16 protein-coding genes are annotated in these 17,102 nt (G+C 31.6%); 13 read left to right on the plus strand and 3 right to left on the minus strand.

What is annotated here, in order from left to right:
• The first annotated feature begins 99 nt into the window (after nt 1–99).
• The gene (locus D3P13_RS01610; RefSeq protein WP_117879554.1) at nt 100–1,452 is read left to right on the plus strand and encodes an NHL domain-containing protein; all 1,353 of its coding nucleotides are present in this window, start codon (nt 100–102) and stop codon (nt 1,450–1,452) included.
• A gap of 41 nt (nt 1,453–1,493) precedes the next feature.
• On the opposite strand, the gene D3P13_RS01615 is transcribed toward D3P13_RS01610, so the two are convergent.
• On the minus strand, nt 1,494–1,673 hold the full coding sequence (locus D3P13_RS01615; protein ID WP_117879555.1) for a hypothetical protein: 180 nt from the start codon (nt 1,671–1,673) through the stop codon (nt 1,494–1,496).
• A 188-nt stretch (nt 1,674–1,861) separates the two neighbouring features.
• Here D3P13_RS01615 and D3P13_RS01620 point away from each other — a divergent pair, with 188 nt between their 5' ends.
• The 4 genes from D3P13_RS01620 to D3P13_RS01635 all read left to right on the plus strand — a co-directional run bounded on the left by D3P13_RS01620 (nt 1,862) and on the right by D3P13_RS01635 (nt 4,721).
• A complete protein-coding gene (locus D3P13_RS01620) occupies nt 1,862–2,446 on the plus strand; it encodes a peptidylprolyl isomerase (protein WP_117879556.1) in 585 nt (194 codons plus the stop codon).
• A gap of 114 nt (nt 2,447–2,560) precedes the next feature.
• Nucleotides 2,561–3,163, plus strand: coding sequence for a DUF502 domain-containing protein (locus tag D3P13_RS01625; protein ID WP_117879557.1), 603 nt, complete (start codon nt 2,561–2,563; stop codon nt 3,161–3,163).
• Nucleotides 3,164–3,182: 19 nt separating this feature from the next.
• Nucleotides 3,183–3,776 carry a Crp/Fnr family transcriptional regulator gene (locus tag D3P13_RS01630; RefSeq protein WP_117879558.1) on the plus strand — a complete coding sequence of 198 codons (594 nt, stop codon included), beginning with the start codon at nt 3,183–3,185 and terminating at the stop codon, nt 3,774–3,776.
• A gap of 66 nt (nt 3,777–3,842) precedes the next feature.
• On the plus strand, nt 3,843–4,721 hold the full coding sequence (locus D3P13_RS01635; RefSeq protein WP_117879559.1) for a pirin family protein: 879 nt from the start codon (nt 3,843–3,845) through the stop codon (nt 4,719–4,721).
• Nucleotides 4,722–4,857: 136 nt separating this feature from the next.
• On the opposite strand, the gene rsmG is transcribed toward D3P13_RS01635, so the two are convergent.
• Nucleotides 4,858–5,487, minus strand: coding sequence for a 16S rRNA (guanine(527)-N(7))-methyltransferase RsmG (gene rsmG, locus D3P13_RS01640; protein ID WP_117879560.1), 630 nt, complete (start codon nt 5,485–5,487; stop codon nt 4,858–4,860).
• Nucleotides 5,488–5,601: 114 nt separating this feature from the next.
• On the opposite strand from rsmG, the gene D3P13_RS01645 reads away from it, so the two are divergent.
• From D3P13_RS01645 to D3P13_RS01660, 4 genes are all read left to right on the plus strand, one after another.
• Nucleotides 5,602–6,696 (plus strand): fatty acid desaturase family protein, encoded by a 1,095-nt coding sequence (locus tag D3P13_RS01645; RefSeq protein ID WP_117879561.1) that lies wholly within the window; start codon nt 5,602–5,604, stop codon nt 6,694–6,696.
• A gap of 203 nt (nt 6,697–6,899) precedes the next feature.
• On the plus strand, nt 6,900–8,084 hold the full coding sequence (locus D3P13_RS01650) for a pyridoxal phosphate-dependent aminotransferase (RefSeq protein WP_394336445.1): 1,185 nt from the start codon (nt 6,900–6,902) through the stop codon (nt 8,082–8,084).
• A 1-nt stretch (nt 8,085) separates the two neighbouring features.
• Entirely contained in the window at nt 8,086–8,535 is a 450-nt protein-coding gene (locus tag D3P13_RS01655) for an acyl-CoA thioesterase (RefSeq protein WP_117879562.1), read from the plus strand.
• Between the two features lie 2 nt (nt 8,536–8,537).
• On the plus strand, nt 8,538–9,332 hold the full coding sequence (locus D3P13_RS01660) for a DNA/RNA non-specific endonuclease (RefSeq protein ID WP_232829109.1): 795 nt from the start codon (nt 8,538–8,540) through the stop codon (nt 9,330–9,332).
• Nucleotides 9,333–9,339: 7 nt separating this feature from the next.
• Here the strand turns inward: D3P13_RS01660 and D3P13_RS21850 are convergent, their stop codons facing one another.
• Complete coding sequence (locus D3P13_RS21850; protein WP_157972798.1) at nt 9,340–9,483, minus strand: hypothetical protein; 144 nt, start codon at nt 9,481–9,483, stop codon at nt 9,340–9,342.
• A gap of 504 nt (nt 9,484–9,987) precedes the next feature.
• Between D3P13_RS21850 and D3P13_RS01670 the strand changes: the two genes are divergently transcribed.
• From D3P13_RS01670 to D3P13_RS01685, 4 genes are all read left to right on the plus strand, one after another.
• The gene (locus D3P13_RS01670) at nt 9,988–11,838 is read left to right on the plus strand and encodes a glycoside hydrolase family 36 protein (RefSeq protein WP_117879564.1); all 1,851 of its coding nucleotides are present in this window, start codon (nt 9,988–9,990) and stop codon (nt 11,836–11,838) included.
• Between the two features lie 15 nt (nt 11,839–11,853).
• Nucleotides 11,854–13,842 carry a glycoside hydrolase family 97 protein gene (locus D3P13_RS01675; protein WP_117879565.1) on the plus strand — a complete coding sequence of 663 codons (1,989 nt, stop codon included), beginning with the start codon at nt 11,854–11,856 and terminating at the stop codon, nt 13,840–13,842.
• A gap of 3 nt (nt 13,843–13,845) precedes the next feature.
• Nucleotides 13,846–15,456 carry a sulfatase family protein gene (locus tag D3P13_RS01680; protein ID WP_117879566.1) on the plus strand — a complete coding sequence of 537 codons (1,611 nt, stop codon included), beginning with the start codon at nt 13,846–13,848 and terminating at the stop codon, nt 15,454–15,456.
• A 391-nt stretch (nt 15,457–15,847) separates the two neighbouring features.
• Nucleotides 15,848–17,062, plus strand: coding sequence for a site-specific integrase (locus tag D3P13_RS01685; protein ID WP_117879567.1), 1,215 nt, complete (start codon nt 15,848–15,850; stop codon nt 17,060–17,062).
• The last annotated feature ends 40 nt before the right edge of the window (nt 17,063–17,102 follow it).

Genomic DNA, 17,102 nt, shown 5'->3' on the forward strand with positions numbered 1-17,102 from the left:
CCTTCATTAAAATTAAATGAAGGGTTTTTCTTTATTATATATTTCAAATACAAGAAAAAACAGATATTTTTGTTGCCTTAAATTTTAAAACACTTATATATGAAACATTTTTACTTTTTGATTTTATTATTATGCTTTCAATTCTCATTTTCGCAATATGGAAATGTTTCTACCATTGCCGGTAATGGTACACAGGGATATTCCGGAGACGGAGGTCCAGCTACGTCAGCAGTCACTAACTTACCTTCAGATGTGGTTATAGATAATGCAGGTAATATTTATTTCTCTGAAATTACCAACTGTGTGGTTAGAAAAATAGCAACTGACGGTACTATTTCTACCGTTGCAGGTATTGTAGCTCAATGCAGCTTCAGCGGTGATACAGGATTGGCAACCGCGGCAAAATTAGATTTTCCTACAGGACTAGCAGTAGATGCAAGCGGTAATCTTTTCATAGCCGATAGAGATAATCATAGAATAAGAAAAGTGGATACCAATGGAATTATTACAACGGTTGCCGGAAATGGAACTAGTGGTGACGCAGGAGATGGCAGTGCAGCAACTTCTGCTGAATTAGATAGTCCGCAAGATATAGTTATTGATGTTGCTGGAAACATTTACATTTCAGATTGGCTAAATCATAAAATAAGAAAAGTGGATACTAGCGGAAATATTTCAACTTTCGCTGGGACAGGATCTAGTTCATTTTCTGGAGATGGAGGTCAGGCAACTGCTGCTCAATTAAAAAGCCCTGATGGTATTACCATTGATGCTGCTGGTAATATTTACTTTTCAGATAGAGGAAACGATAGAATTAGAAAAATAGATACAAATGGTATTATAACCACGATTGCCGGGAATGGCGGATTTAATGCTTTTAGTGGTGATGGGGGGCCGGCAACTAGTGCCGAATTTAATGACCCAAATGGGATTGACATTGACGCAAGTGGAAACATCTATATTGTTGATAGAGACAATCATAGAGTTAGAAAAATAACTACTGATGGCATAATCAATACAATCGTTGGTACAGGTAGTACTGGTTTTTCTGGTGGTGGATTTAATGGAGATGGTCAATTAGGAACAGCAACAATAATTAACAAACCTACGGGTGTAGCTGTTGATAATGATGGAAATGTGATTTTTGCTGATTATAACAATCAAAGAATTAGAAATTTATCGGCTTCATCATTAGCAGTTAATAAATTTGTTTTAAACAAGGCTAAAATCTATCCAAATCCGAGTAAATCTAATGAAGAAATAACTATAGAAGGAACTGAATCTATTTCTAGTATTTTAGTTTATAATGCACTTGGAGAAGAAATTAAAAGGATGAACCCTAATTCAAACACCCACAAACTAAACGTGAAAAATATTAACTCAGGCATTTATTTCATAAAATTAACAACCACAACAAAAAATATAATTACCAGAAAGCTAATTATCAATTAAAGTAATTATAAATATAAAAACTCGTCAAATGGCGAGTTTTTTTATACCCCTTTTAATTTATCTGCACCGTCTAGCAAACCAATCAATTCTTGTGGCTTATGTATTAAAACAGGTATATGTTGTGGACAGATATAAAATTTACTGTCTTGGTAATTAAATTTTGTAACTGGAATTTCTTCAGAGGTCTTATTACAAACCAAACATGCTTTTACTTTACTCATTATTATAAATTTACTTCAAAAGTATTTATTATTTATTTCTAAAAACATAACAAATGTCATATAATTTCAAATCGATAATGAGGAGAAGTTTATCATATATAACGAAACACTTCAGATTTTGTTAGGTATTTAAATGAGAATTATTGGGTTAAATTAAATTAGTAATTTTAGGCTCTAAAGTCTTCTTAATGAAAAATATAAAAGTAGTTTTACTTCTATTAGTAATTACCGGTATTTCCAACTCAACACATGCACAAAAATCAATAAAATGTTTAATTGATACTTCTCTTGGCGAAATAGAAATTGAACTCTATCAAGACAAAGCACCTATTACAGTTCAAAATTTCTTACAATATGTAGATAGTGCTACCTATAATAACAGTAGCTTTTTTAGAACCTGTACTAAAGAGAACGAAGTTGATAGAGAGATAAAAATTCAAGTAATTCAAGGTGGTACTATTCCTAAAAAGACCGTGCGAGCACCCATAAAAATTGAAACCACAGCAATAACTAAAATTTTACATAAAAACGGTACCATATCAATGGCAAGAAGCGAACCGGATAGTGCTACAAGTAGCTTTTTTATTTGTATAAATGATCAGCCTGAATTAGATTTTGGAGGAAAGAGAAATCCAGATGGACAAGGTTTTGCTGCATTTGGAGAAGTAACAAAGGGTATGGATATCGTTTTGAAAATCCAATCACAAAAAAACAAAAACCAACAACTTTTAGAACCAATACAAATTCACGCTATAACTAGAGTTACCAATTAAAAACTAACTCTATTCTTTTATCATCATGCAATGCCATTATTTTATACTTTTACACCAGATTAAAGATTAAAATGGTATTCTATATGACCAATAAAAAATTATAAATATTATCAAATGAAAAAACTAGTCAATTACTTTTTACAAGGCTTATTATATATTGCCCCTTTGGGTATAACCGCTTATATTATATATGCTGTTTTCACTTTTTCGGACGGGCTATTACAAGATTTATTACTTAAATTTTTCGATATTAAAATTCCCGGATTAGGAGTTTTAACACTAATATTATTTTTAATCTTCGTAGGGTTTTTAGGTCGTACAATTATTGCGGATCCATTGCGAAAATTGTTTAAAAACCTGATTGAACGTGTTCCGTTGTTAAATTTTATCTACTCTGCTTTTAATGACTTATTTTCTGCTTTTGTAGGTAAGGAAAAGAAATTTAGCAAACCAGTACTAGTTAAAGTTAACTTGAATTCTGATTTAGAAAAATTAGGATTTATTACGGAAGAAAATTTAGAGCTATTAGGAGAAATGGATAAGGTTGCCGTCTATTTCCCTCATTCTTATAATTTTTCTGGTGAATTATTTATTGTACCTAGAGCCAATATCAAAACAGTTGATATAAATTCTAGTGATGTAATGAAGTTTGTAGTTTCTGCTGGATTAACGGGATGGAATAAAGATGAAGTTACTGAACATGAAGAGACAAATTAATCCTTAATAAAAGGTGAAAATGAATACTTTTAATTTAAAAACATTCTTGACTTCAAATCTTGATATTGACAAAAAAGAAATTTTGTCAATAGTAGATAACTGCACCATTAAAAAGGTTAAAAAAAACGAGTTCTTATTACAAAAAAACGAACACTGTAAGCATACCTTTTTTATAGAAAAAGGTCTATTGAGACAATATTCAATTGACGAAAAAGGCAAAGAGCACATACTTTCTTTTGCAGCCGAAAATTGGTTTGTAACCGACAGAGAAAGTGCCTATTTTAATAGACCTTCTACCTATTACATCCAAGCATTGGAAGAAAGTCAAGTAGCAATGATAGATAAAAATTTCATTCAATTACTTTCTGAGAAAATACCATCGTTTACAGATTTTAACAATAAATTACTACACAATCATATTCTTCATTTACAAAAAAGAATCAACTTATTACTTAGTGCTGCTGCGGAAGACAGGTATTTACAATTTGTTAAAATGTACCCAGATATTCTTTTGAGAGTTCCACAAACAATGATCGCCTCTTATTTAGGTATTACCCCAGAGAGCCTAAGCAGAGTCCGCAAAGAATTGGCTCATAAAAATTTTAAAGGGTAGTTCTTATCATACATCAATGCACAGGTTTTTTACTCATTGTACATTTGTGGTATAAAATTAAATGATATGAAAACAAAAACAGTAGAATTAGTAGCAAGTCCAAAAGCTCCACATTTTGTTGGAGATGGCTTTCGTGTACATAACTTTATCCCTAGTGGATTTAGACTTGACATGCAACGGATGAACCCGTTTATAATGTTAGATTACAATTCAACCTACCACTTCCCTCCTTCTAATAAACCAAAAGGGGTTGGTGTGCATCCTCATAGAGGTTTCGAAACCGTTACTATAGCCTATAAGGGCAAAGTAGCCCATCATGACAGCAGTGGTGGTGGCGGAGTTATAGAAGAAGGTGATGTGCAATGGATGACTGCAGCAAGTGGTGTGTTACATAAAGAATACCACGAAAAAGAATGGAGTAAAACGGGTGGCGATTTTCAAATGGTACAACTATGGGTGAACTTGCCTAAAAAGAATAAAATGAGTACTCCAAAATACCAAGCTATAAAAAATGAAGCCATTAACTGTTTTCAATTAGAAAGTAATGCTGGACAAATTGAAGTAATTGCAGGTGAATATAAAGGTATTAAAGGAGCTGCTTCAACATTTACACCATTGCACATGTTTAATGCTAAACTGAACAAAGGTGGTAAGGCTGCATTTAATTTTCCAGCCAACTATAACACAGTATTACTTGTCGTGGAAGGTAATATATTAATAAATGGGAATGAAAAAACTCCAACAGACCATCTAGCACTCATGGCGACCGATGGCGAAAATTTTGAGGTTGAAGCCACAGATGATGCTATTGTTTTAGTTTTAAGTGGAGAACCTATTGATGAACCTATTGCCGCCCATGGTCCTTTTGTAATGAATACCAAAGAAGAGTTAATGGACGCCTTTAATGATTTTAATAATGGCAAGTTTGGCTATTTAGAAGATTAGAAATCTTTAATAATATATTATTAAAAATAAGATGCCAGAAGTATCAGGTTTTACAACTTATGCTTCTGGTTTTCTCATAGCAACTATAAATAAAAAGATTTTTAATTATCTCATAACAATTGGATCTTAATTATTTCTAAGGCTTATACTTCAATGGTAAATGCACCACTTTTTTGGTTTCAAAAAAGTCTTCTTTAAAATAATCGGACAAGTTATAGGTAGTTGCTTTAGGAAAATTAGCTAACTCTTCAGTTAAATCGCCACCCTTTAAGTAAAGAATACCATTTTTAAGTTCGTGTCGCTGTTTTTTAGTTACCTTTTTACGGGTCCATTTTACAAAATCGTCCATATTAGTAACGGCACGGCTTACAATAAAATCGAATTCTCCTTTTACGCTTTCCGCTCTAATGTGTTGGGCTTTTACATTCTGAAGACCCAACGCCTTGGCTACTTCTTGTACTACTTTAATTTTTTTACCAATAGAGTCTACTAATAAAAATCGTGTTTCAGGAAACAAAATTGCAAGAGGAATTCCAGGAAAACCACCACCTGTACCTACATCTAAAATTTTTGATTTTGGCATAAAAGGCTGCACCTTAGCAATACCCAAAGAATGAAGCACATGTCTTTCATACAAGGTTTCAATATCCTTTCTAGATATTACATTAATTTGTGCATTCCATAATGCATACAATTGCTCTAATTGTTTAAACTGACTAATTTGCTCATCAGAAAGTTCCTTAAAATATGTCGAAATTATTTCCATAATATAAACGACAAAGCTACCATCTTTTGTTAAATATTTAACAATTCAACCCTAAAAACCTACAGAAAAACAAAAATTGCGTAAATTTGCAGTTCATTAAACTACCTAATACACATGTCTCAAACGACTATAAAATATTCACGAGTAGATTCTGCGAAGTTTTTCAGGACGCTCAATAAGCGAATTAATACTTATTTTAAAGAAAAAAATATAAAAAAAACAGGAAACGTTCAATTATACATTAAAACAGTTGTAATGTTTGTTTTGCTTATAGCTCCTTTGGTTTTAGTTCTTACCTTACCTATGGCTTGGTGGGCTCAAATTATTTGCATGATAGTTGTTGGCATTGGCATGGCTGGTGTTGGAATGAATGTAATGCATGATGCCAATCACGAATCTTTTTCTAGCAAAAAGTGGGTAAATAAATTAATGGGAAGTAGTATTTACATTCTTGCAGGTAATGATTACAATTGGAAAGTTCAACACAATGTACTACACCATACATATACAAATATTCAAGGACACGATGAGGATATTGATGCAGGTAGAATAATCCGTTTTTCAAAACATGCTAAATGGCATAGTTTTCATAAATATCAAAAATATTACGCCTTTTTTCTTTATGGATTATTAACCGTAAACTGGGCTATTACTACCGATTTTAAACAAACTTATCAATATTTAAAACGTAAGTTATCTTATGGAAAAATGCCAAATCCTGCTTCACAATGGACAAAATTAATCATTGGTAAAATAATTTATTATGCCATTTGGGTAGCTCTACCATTATTTGTAGGCATCGTTTGGTGGAAAGTCCTTATCGGATTTCTTATTATGCATTACACGGCGGGTATTATTTTAAGTGTAATTTTTCAATTGGCACATGTTATGCCAAATACAGAAATGCCAATGCCAGATGAAGTAGGTAATATGAAAAACACTTGGGCAATTCATCAATTATTTACAACATCTAATTTTGCTCCAAGAAACTGGTTAGTGCGTTTTTATACTGGTGGATTAAACTATCAAGTGGAGCATCATTTATTCGCAAATATTAGTCATGTTCATTATAAAAAATTAGCTGAAATTGTAAAAAATACCGCTAAAGAATTTAGCCTTCCGTACAATGAGTATAAAACTTTTAGAAGAGCTGTAATTGAACATTACAAGCAGCTAGAAGTCTTAGGAAAAAAACCTTCTATTGCTTAAATAGATTTCACAAATAATTAAAAACTGCTGCGACATATCGCAGCTGTTTTTCGTTATATTTCATACCAATATTCTATTCATCAATATTTTCACTATTATTAGTAATTAGTTTAAAATCTAACTTTTAGTTAATTAATAATTATTTAAGGTTGTTTCTACATTATTCTTTTTAATTTTGTTGTCTAAATATTTATCAAACAATTATGCAACAACTTTCCGATAGAATTAATAATCTACCCGTTTCAGAAACCTTAGCAATGGCGGCAAAAGCCCGTGAATTAAAGGCTGAAGGCAAAGACATTATCAGTTTAAGTTTAGGTGAACCAGATTTTAATACACCTGATTTTATCAAAGATGCCGCTAAACAAGCCATTGATGATAATTACAACTCTTATTCACCAGTTGATGGTTATTTAGATCTACGCGAAGCAATTTGCAGAAAGTTTAAGCGTGATAATAATTTGACTTATAGTCCAAATCAAATTGTAGTTTCTACAGGTGCAAAACAATCTATTGCTAATATTGCATTAGTATTATTAAACCCTGGAGACGAGGTTTTATTACCAGCTCCATATTGGGTAAGCTATTCAGCCATCGCTACTTTGGCAGAAGCCACTTACAAAGAAATACCTTCTAGTATTGATACAGACTTTAAAATTACACCTGAGCAATTAGAAGCTGCAATTACGCCAAAAACGAAATTAATTTTCTTTAATTCACCTAACAACCCAAGTGGTACCGTTTATACGGAAAGTGAATATAGAGCATTTGCTAAAGTTTTAGAAAAATATCCAAATATCTATATCTTATCAGATGAAATTTACGAGCATATCAATTATGGTCAGCCTAATTTTAGTTTTGCCAGTATTGAAAGCATGTACGATAGAACCATAACTGTAAATGGAGTTGCTAAAGCTTTTGCCATGACTGGTTGGAGAATTGGTTACATGGGTGGTCCGGCTTGGATAGCAAAAGCGTGTACTAAGATACAAGGTCAAATTACTTCTGGTGCTAATTGTATAGCACAACGTGCAACAATAGCTGCGTTAGATGCTCCGGTGTCAAAAATCCAGTTTATGGTTGATGAATTTCATAAAAGGCGTGACTTAGTTTTAGAGTTACTCTCTGAAATTAAAGGAATCAATATAAATACACCAAAAGGTGCGTTTTATGTTTTTCCTGATGTATCTTCTTATTTTGGAAAAACCATTGATGGTGTTACCATTAATAATGCTGGAGATTTTTCTATGTTTTTATTAGAAAAAGCGAATGTAGCTACGGTTACAGGAGGTGCTTTTGGAGCTCCTGATTGTATCAGACTTTCTTATGCTGCGTCAACAGAAGAATTAAAAGAAGCGTTTAAACGAATTAAAAATGTATTGAATTAGTATGGTTTTTAAATACACTTTCAAAACACGTTGGTCAGATTTTGACCCAAATAGACATTTACGCCATACGGCTTATAATGATTATGCAGCAGAAAGTAGGGTTCGATATTTAAACGAACACAACTTTGGCATGGATAGATTTCAAAAAGAAAATATCGGTCCCATTTTATTTAAGGAAGAAACTACCTTTTATAGAGAAGTAAATTTAGGGGAAGACATCACGATTGAATTATTTTTAGAAGGACTATCTAAAAATGGAGAGCGATTTAAATTCTTACATAAAATATATAGAGAAGACGGTGTACTAGCTGCTGAAATTATAGTTCTGGGTGCTTGGTTAGATTTAACCAAAAGAAAACTAATACAACCTCCTTCAGATATGGTAAAAACTTTTAAAGACCTTACAAAATCGGAAAATTTTGAAGAAATTCCTTTAAAAAGTAAGTCATAGGTTTGAAAAGAAAAGCCCTTGTTTATCCTATTATAATACTCTTATTGGGTTTAGTGATGTATCTTTTTATTCCAAAGAATGATACCATAGATACTGAAGTAAACCCAGTAGTAGTTTCAGGTTTTAATTACTTACCTACATCAACTACAAATACAATAGTTAACCATCAATATTATAGTCTTTCGTACAATGAAAATTATGAGCAGGCAGAATGGGTTGCGTATGAATTAACAAATGACCATCTTTCAGGTTCAAATAGGAAACGCCCTTATTTTATTCAAGATAAAAAAGTAAAAACACAGTCAGCAGATTACAGAAATTATAAAAAATCAGGGTATACCAAAGGTCATTTATGTCCTGCAGGTGATAGAAAATTTTCTAAAGCAGCCTTTGATGAAACTTTTTTAACATCGAACATTTCTCCTCAAAAAGCGGACTTTAATGGTGGTGTATGGAATAGATTAGAGCAAAAAACACGTTATTGGGCTAGCAAAGACAAACAATTATTTGTAGTTACCAGTGGTGTATTGTCAAAAAACTTAAAAACAATAGGATACGAGAAAGTTGCAGTTCCTACTCAATTTTATAAAATTCTATTGGATTATTCTGAACCTAAAATTAAGGCCATAGCCTTTTTAGTGCCACATGAAGCGTCAAAAAAACCACTCTATACTTTTGTAGTATCAATAGATCGTCTTGAAAAATTGACAAATATTGATTTTTTTCCGGCGTTGCCAGATGATTTAGAAACCAAATTAGAAGCTAGCTCTAGTTACAAAGATTGGAGTTTTAACTAAAATAAGACTAAAACTCTGTACTTGTCTTTAAAACCATTAGTAATTTACTCATTTCCTTATTTTGGTTGGTAAAAAGCAATAAAGCCAGCAATGGTAAGGCTATCATATAATTTATAAAACGGATACTTAGTTTGGCAACTCTTTTTTTCATTTTTAGGTTGATTTTGCTTTGAGTAAAATTATAACGTAAAAGACTCCTAAAAAATTGTTTTCGAAAAAAAAATTCTATAAACACAGCACTTATACATTCAAATAAATATGGATCTTTAATGTAAGCTTTCAACGAAACGTGCTATCAAAATTATCTATTGCAAAACAACCATTTCAATGCTATAAGAAAGTAGAAAATAGCATATTTAAATATTGATTAGATCCAGAAATAGATCTACTCAAATAGTTATTGACTATATTAATCTCACCGAAAATAGAGCTACATTAATTGCCTTAAATTTAGCAAATTTGATAAGTAAACAAACTTTAAGAGCAACTATTCTAGATAAAAGAATGATTTCCATTTTGAAGGAAAAAAAAGAGTCCCCACTTGGCAAAATGAACTATTTCGGCTAAGTGTTAATTTATTTTATAATAACTTATCTTTAAACAATATAAAATAATAGCTAAATCTACTTACATTAACAATTTAGAATTTATTACAATGAAATTAAACAGTATATTTATTACTCTTTTTTTGCTCAGTATCTCTAGTGAAAATTTGTTTTCTCAAACACAAAATCCGATATATACTATTAATGGATTTGATATAGAGATTATTGGACATTTAAACGGTTTTTCTCTTGATTGGAAAACAGAGAAAGTCGAAGAAGGCTTAGAAATAGCAACAATTACTTTAGATCATGCTAAAGGAGCTATTCCATCTCAACTTTCATTAAAATGGGCCGTCCCTTCTAATAATATTGCTGGATATTGGAGTAGTAGTGCTTTCTTAGACAAAACAATAAGTCCAGACTGGGGCCCAACACAAGTAAAATCCATGCTATCTAGACATTCACCAGTAATTAGCTTATTTGGTCATAACGACATTAACCGGCAAACTTTTGCAGTATCGGAAGCTTTAAGTACTGTTATAACAAGTACTTCCGTAAAAGAAGAAAATGGTATGATGTATAATGAAATAAAACTTTTTACAGAAAAGCATAAAAAATTAAAAACGTATCAAATACAATTTAGACTAGATACACGATCTATACCTTTTTCAGAATCATTAACAGATGTAGCTTCATGGTGGGCTTCTTTTGATTTATATACACCATCAAAAGTACCAGAAGCTGCTAAATTACCCGTGTATTCTAGCTGGTACAGTTACCACCAAAACGTTACAAAAGATGCTTTAATAGAAGAGTGTAAACTAGCTAAGTCTATAGGGTTTGAATCCATTATTGTAGATGACGGCTGGCAAACATTAGACAGTAATAGAGGCTATGCATATACAGGAGACTGGAAACCTGAACGAATTCCAGAGATGAAATCATTTGTAAGTGCTGTACATGAATTAGATATGAAATTTATTTTATGGTATGCAGTACCGTTTGTAGGAGAAAAATCTCAAGCTTATAAACAAATGAAAGGAAAATTTCTTGATTACTGGGAAAGTCAAGGCACTTATGTTGTAGATCCAAGATTTCCAGAAGTACGTAAATTTATTATTAATACGTATATAAAAGCAGTAAATGAATGGGATTTAGATGGTTTTAAATTAGATTTTTTAGGACGATTTAGAGCAGGGAAAAACACAAGATTAGTAGCGGATGAAGGCAGAGATTACGCCTCTATCAACGACGCAACAGATAGATTAATGACAGATCTGATGACTTCTTTAAGAGCTATAAAACCAGACATTATGATTGAGTTTAGACAACCATATACAGGACCAGCTATGCGAAAATATGGTAACATGTTACGAGCTTCAGACTGTCCTAATGTGGCCCTAATTAATAGAGTTGGCACAACAGATTTGAGATTATTAAGTGGCAATACTGCTGTACATGCAGATATGCTTATGTGGCACAATAGTGAATCTGTAGAGAATGCCGCACTTCAACTATTAAATGTTATTTTTTCGGTGCCTCAAATTTCAGTGAAACTGGCAGACATCCCGGAAGATCATTTTGAAATGATTCGTTTTTATACAGATTATTGGTTAAAAAACAGAGCGATACTTTTAGAGGGTACTTTTATACCTTCAAGTCCATTAATGAATTACCCAATACTATCGGCTGATAGTAATGAAAAGAGAATTACAGCTATTTATAATGATTTATTCATTCCAGTTACAACGAGCACCATTAAAAAAATAGATGTTATTAACGCAAAAAGTTCTAAAAGAATAATATTAGATGTTACGGGCGAAAAACAATCATATAAATATATAATATTCGACTGTAAAGGTAAAGAAACTGCTAATAAAATTATTGAATTTGATAAAGACGGAGTATATGCATTTAATGTTCCACCTTCAGGGTTAATATCATTAATTCCAATTAAATAATTTAAATTTAAAAAAATGAAACATAGTTCTTTTAGGTTAAATATAATAGCATTCATATTGATTTTTTTGAGTTTTCAGGCACTTTATGCTAAAGATTACAAACTTACTTCACCAGATGGAACCATTCTATTAACAATCTCGGTTAAGGATAAAATTACTTACACACTGTTTGTTGATGGGCAGCAAGTTATGGATCACTCAATGTTGTCTATGGTTGTTAATGGTAATACTATTTTAGGGGAATATCCAAAAGTGCTTAAAAGCAAATATCGATTGATAAATCAAAAATTATATCCTCAATTACAAGTTAAAAGTAAAGAGATTGTCGATAATTTTAATGAATTAACGTTGTCATTCAAAGGTAGGTATAGTATATTTTTTAGAGCATATAACAATGGTGTAGCCTATCGATTTAAAACAAGTTTTAAAAAAGAACTCATTGTAAACTCCGAAGAAGCTAAATTTAATTTTATTGAAGCTACTAAAGTTTATTTTCCTCGTGAAGACGAATTCTTTTCTCATAACGAACGTTTATACGAATACAATGCTTTAGATACTTTGTCTACAACAGATTTATGTAGCTTACCTATTTTAGTGGAACCATCATCAAATACAAAACTTTTAATATCTGAAACGGCTTTACTCGATTACCCAGGTATGTGGCTTACTGGTGATAAAGGAAATCTTATGACGGCTACATTTCCACCATATGCTTTAGAGGTAAAAGAGGATAATGTGAGATGGAAGGAAGATGATCGTAGTATAAGGGTCTCTAAAAAAGCTGATTTTATTGCTAAAACAAAAGGGAACAGAACATTTCCATGGAGAATTATTTGTATTTCAAAGGAAGATGGAGATTTAATTACCAACCAATTAACATACCAATTAGCTGAACCCACTCGAGTTGAAAATGCATCATGGATTAAACCTGGAAAAGTTGCTTGGGATTGGTGGAATTATAATAATATTTATGGTGTTGATTTTAAGGCAGGCGTAAACACAGATACCTACAAATACTATATTGATTTTGCTTCAAAATATGGTATTGAATATATTATATTAGATGAAGGATGGTATAAGCTAAGAGATGTGCTAAGTGTAGTTCCAGAAATAGATATCCAAGAACTTATTGACTACGGTAATAAAAAAAATGTAGGACTAATTCTTTGGGTTACATGGAGTTCTCTTGATCAAAAATTAGAGAAAGCTCTAAATACTTTTCAAAAATGGGGTGTAAAAGGATTAAAAATAGATTTTATGCAACGCGATGACCAATGGATGGTTAATTATTACGAACGAATTGCGGCTGAATGTGCAAAACGTGAATTATTAGTAGATTTCCATGGATCATATAAACCGGCAGGTTTACGAAGAACATATCCCAATGTGTTAACGCGAGAGGGAGTTAAAGGAGCCGAAAACAACAAATGGGCAGATTACATAACACCACAGCACAACTTAACAATACCTTTTATTAGAATGGTTGCCGGTCCAATGGATTATACTCCAGGTGCCATGGTTAATGCACAAAAAGAAAATTTTGCCATCACTTGGAATAAACCAATGAGTATGGGGACAAGAGCACATCAAGTGGCTATGTATACTTTATTCGAAAGTCCGTTACAAATGTTATGTGATAATCCAAGTAACTATCTTAAAGAAGATGCAACCACAAAATTTATTGCACAAATACCAACCGTTTGGGATGAGACAAAAGTATTGCATGCAAAAATTGAAACATATTTAGCAGTAGCAAGAAAAAATGGTAATAAATGGTTTGTTGGCGTTATGAATAATCAAAAAACTAGGACATTAGATATTGACTTTTCATTTTTAGAGGCAGGTAATTATTCTATAGAAATATTTAAAGATGGTGTAAATGCAGACAGGTTTGCGAGTGATTATAAATTAGAAAAAAAGCAAATAACAAAGACAGATACTATTGAGGCAAAACTTGCTCCAGGCGGAGGTTGGTCAGCGATAATATCTAAATCAATCGATTAAATTATGGCGAAATTCAATAAGAAAACAAGTACAATAATAAGTGTTTTAATAATATTGCTATTTATTACCAATTCTTGCGTTAAGAAAGAAAAAGACACCCTAACTTCAAAAGTTAAACCAAATATTTTATGGATTTATTTGGAAGATACAGCACCATTATTAAGTAGTTACGGTACAACTATTATTTCTACGCCTAATATAGATAGTCTTGCACAACAAGGTGTTTTGTTTAAGAACGTTTATGTACCAGCTCCTGTATGTTCTGCAAGCCGCTCAAGTATTATAACAGGAGTAATGTCAACAACTACTGGCACACATAATCATCATAGTTCAAGAACAAAAGAATCAGCCATTTATTTACCTGATAGTTTAAAAATTATTCCGGAATTATTTAAAGAGGAAGGCTATTTCACATTTAATAATGGAAAGGATGATTACAATTTTATCTATAACAGAAGAGATTTATACAATCAAGATTTTAAAATGCATCCGCTATATGGAAAGAGTGGGATTCGATTAGATTTAGCATCATTAAAAAATAAGCAACCGTTCTTTGGGCAAATTCAAATGTATGGAGGAAAAGAAATCTTTTCATCTACGTTTAAAGATCGAGTAAAAACACCAGTCGATAGATCAAAGATAGAACTACCACCTTACTTACCAAATCACCCAGCTATTATAGAAGAATATGCCAATCATTTAGATGCAATTCAAATAACTGATGAAAAAGTGGGTACTATTATTAAAACTCTAAGAGAAAATAATTTACTTGAAAACACCATTATTTTCTTCTTTTCAGATCACGGAATGCGTTTAACGCGGAACAAGCAATTTTTGTATGATGGTGGATTACATGTACCGCTTATTATAACAGACTTTACTAAGAAAAATAAAGAACTAACATCGGGAACTATAAATCATGATTTAGTTGCAGGTCTGGACATTGGAACGAGCTCTCTGGCTTTGGCAGAAATTCCAATTCCTAAATACATGGAAGGTAAAAATATGTTTAACAATTCCGATAAGCGTGAGTATGTAATCTCTACTCGAGATCGTTGTGATTTCACTATTGACCGTATTCGATCTGTGCGATCTAAAGAGTTTAAATACATCCGCAATTTTCTAACAGACAGGCCCTATACACAACCAACTTATATGGATTTTGATGGTATTGAGTTTGTTAAGGTGATGCATCAACTGCATGCAGAACATAAATTAAATACAATACAAGATCGATTTATGTCTGATAAAAGGCCAGTAGAAGAATTATATGATTTAAAAAAAGATCCTTATGAATTAAACAATCTTGCGTTAAATCCAGAATATAACACTACTTTAAAAAAACATGCAGAAGTTTTAGAAAACTGGATAGTACAAACAGGAGATAAAGGGCAATATCTTGAGAATGAAGAAAATTTAAAATTGATGTTAGGTATTTGGGGTAAACATGCTGTAAATCCGGAATATGATGCCTTAAGAAAAAAATATCCAAATCTTGGAGGCTCATTAGTTTTTCTAAAAAGTGCTTCTTCAAAATTAATAGATTCAACTTTTACTGAAGACCCTTTAGTTAAAGTTAATGAATCAATAGTTGAAGAAAAAAATGGAAAATAGATATATCAATACCCCAACTTTAATTAAAACTAATTGTTTCCATTTGAAATAAAATTAATTTCATAAAAAAAGCTCCCTATTTCTAAGAAGCTCTACTGTACAGGCGGAGAGACTCGAACTCTCACACCTTGCGGCACTAGATCCTAAGTCTAGCGTATATTTGCCCAAACAACACCAAAGTCATTCATTTACAATTAGTTAAATGATTAGTAATTTTTATTGATGTTATCTAATATTAATTGATATCAGCATTTGTTGTACCTATGTTGTACCTAAAGAACGCAATGAATTCGTATCTTTGGGTAACTTCAAAAGTATAATGATCATTCAGAATTGAATGTTGTACCTATGTTGTACCTGATTTGACTTTCGAATATAAAACAGTTAAATTATGTCATCAAATGCTAAAATAGTTTTAAGAAAGAAACCCAATGTAAAAGGGTTATATCCAATTGCTGTAAGGATTACTAAAAATCGTCGTACCACTTATCAATATATCGGTCATTATATTGAGCTAGAAGATTGGGATGAAAAGAACCTTCGAGTTAAGAAATCCAGTCCAAATTCTAATAGCTTAAATAATCTTATTTCTTCAAGATTATATGAGGCTAACAAAATGCTTATATCTCTTCAATCTGAAAATAAAGATACCTCTGTAAATCAAATTAAAAAGAAAATATATCATTCAGGGGACAACACTACTTTTTTTGAAATCGCACAAGAACATCTTAATGATTTGGAAAGGTCAAATAAATTGAATCGGCTTTCTTCAGACAAAGCTTGGATTGGTTCCATTCTAAAATACCATAAATCAAAGCAACTTCCTTTCCAAGAAATAACTGAAAGGTTCTTAAAAAAATTAATCATATATCTCAAAGCAGAGCATTCTCTTTCACAGACATCGATAATGAATATTCTTGTATTAATTAGATTAATATATAATAGAGCAATCAAACAAAAAATAGCAAACAAAGAACTATACCCTTTCGGGTCCGATAAAATAAGAATCAAGTTTCCGGAGACTACAAAAATTGGTTTGAATATTTCGGAAATACAAAGAATTGAATCTTTAGAAGAATTAACTTTTCGTGAAGTACATGCTAGAAATATTTGGCTGTTTAGTTTTAATCTTGCTGGTATGCGAATATCGGATGTTCTTAAAACAAAGTGGAATGATATTTATGACAATCGATTTCATTATAGAATGAACAAAAACTCAAAGCTTCTATCTCTAAAAATACCTGATAAAATAGTATCTATTTTAGAGTATTACATTAAGGATAGACGAAGTGAGGATGATTTTATATTTCCAGAATTGAAGAAAGCAAACCTAAACAATCCTAAAGATGTCTTTAAAAAACTCAAAACTGCCAATAAAAAATTCAATGACCGATTGAAGTCAATCGGCAAAAAAGCTGAGATAAATAAAAAACTGACAATGCATATTGCCAGGCATAGTTTTGGAAATATTGCTGGTGATACCATACATCCATTAATGTTACAAAAACTGTATAGACATAGCGACTTGAAAACAACATTAAATTATCAAGCAAACTTCATTCATAAAGAGGCTGATGAAGCATTAGAGAGTGTAATAAATTTCTAATAGATAATTTCTGGTTATATAGAAATATTATAAAAATTTA

This window comes from Aureibaculum luteum, assembly GCF_003449015.1.
Lineage (GTDB): Bacteria > Bacteroidota > Bacteroidia > Flavobacteriales > Flavobacteriaceae > Aureibaculum > Aureibaculum luteum.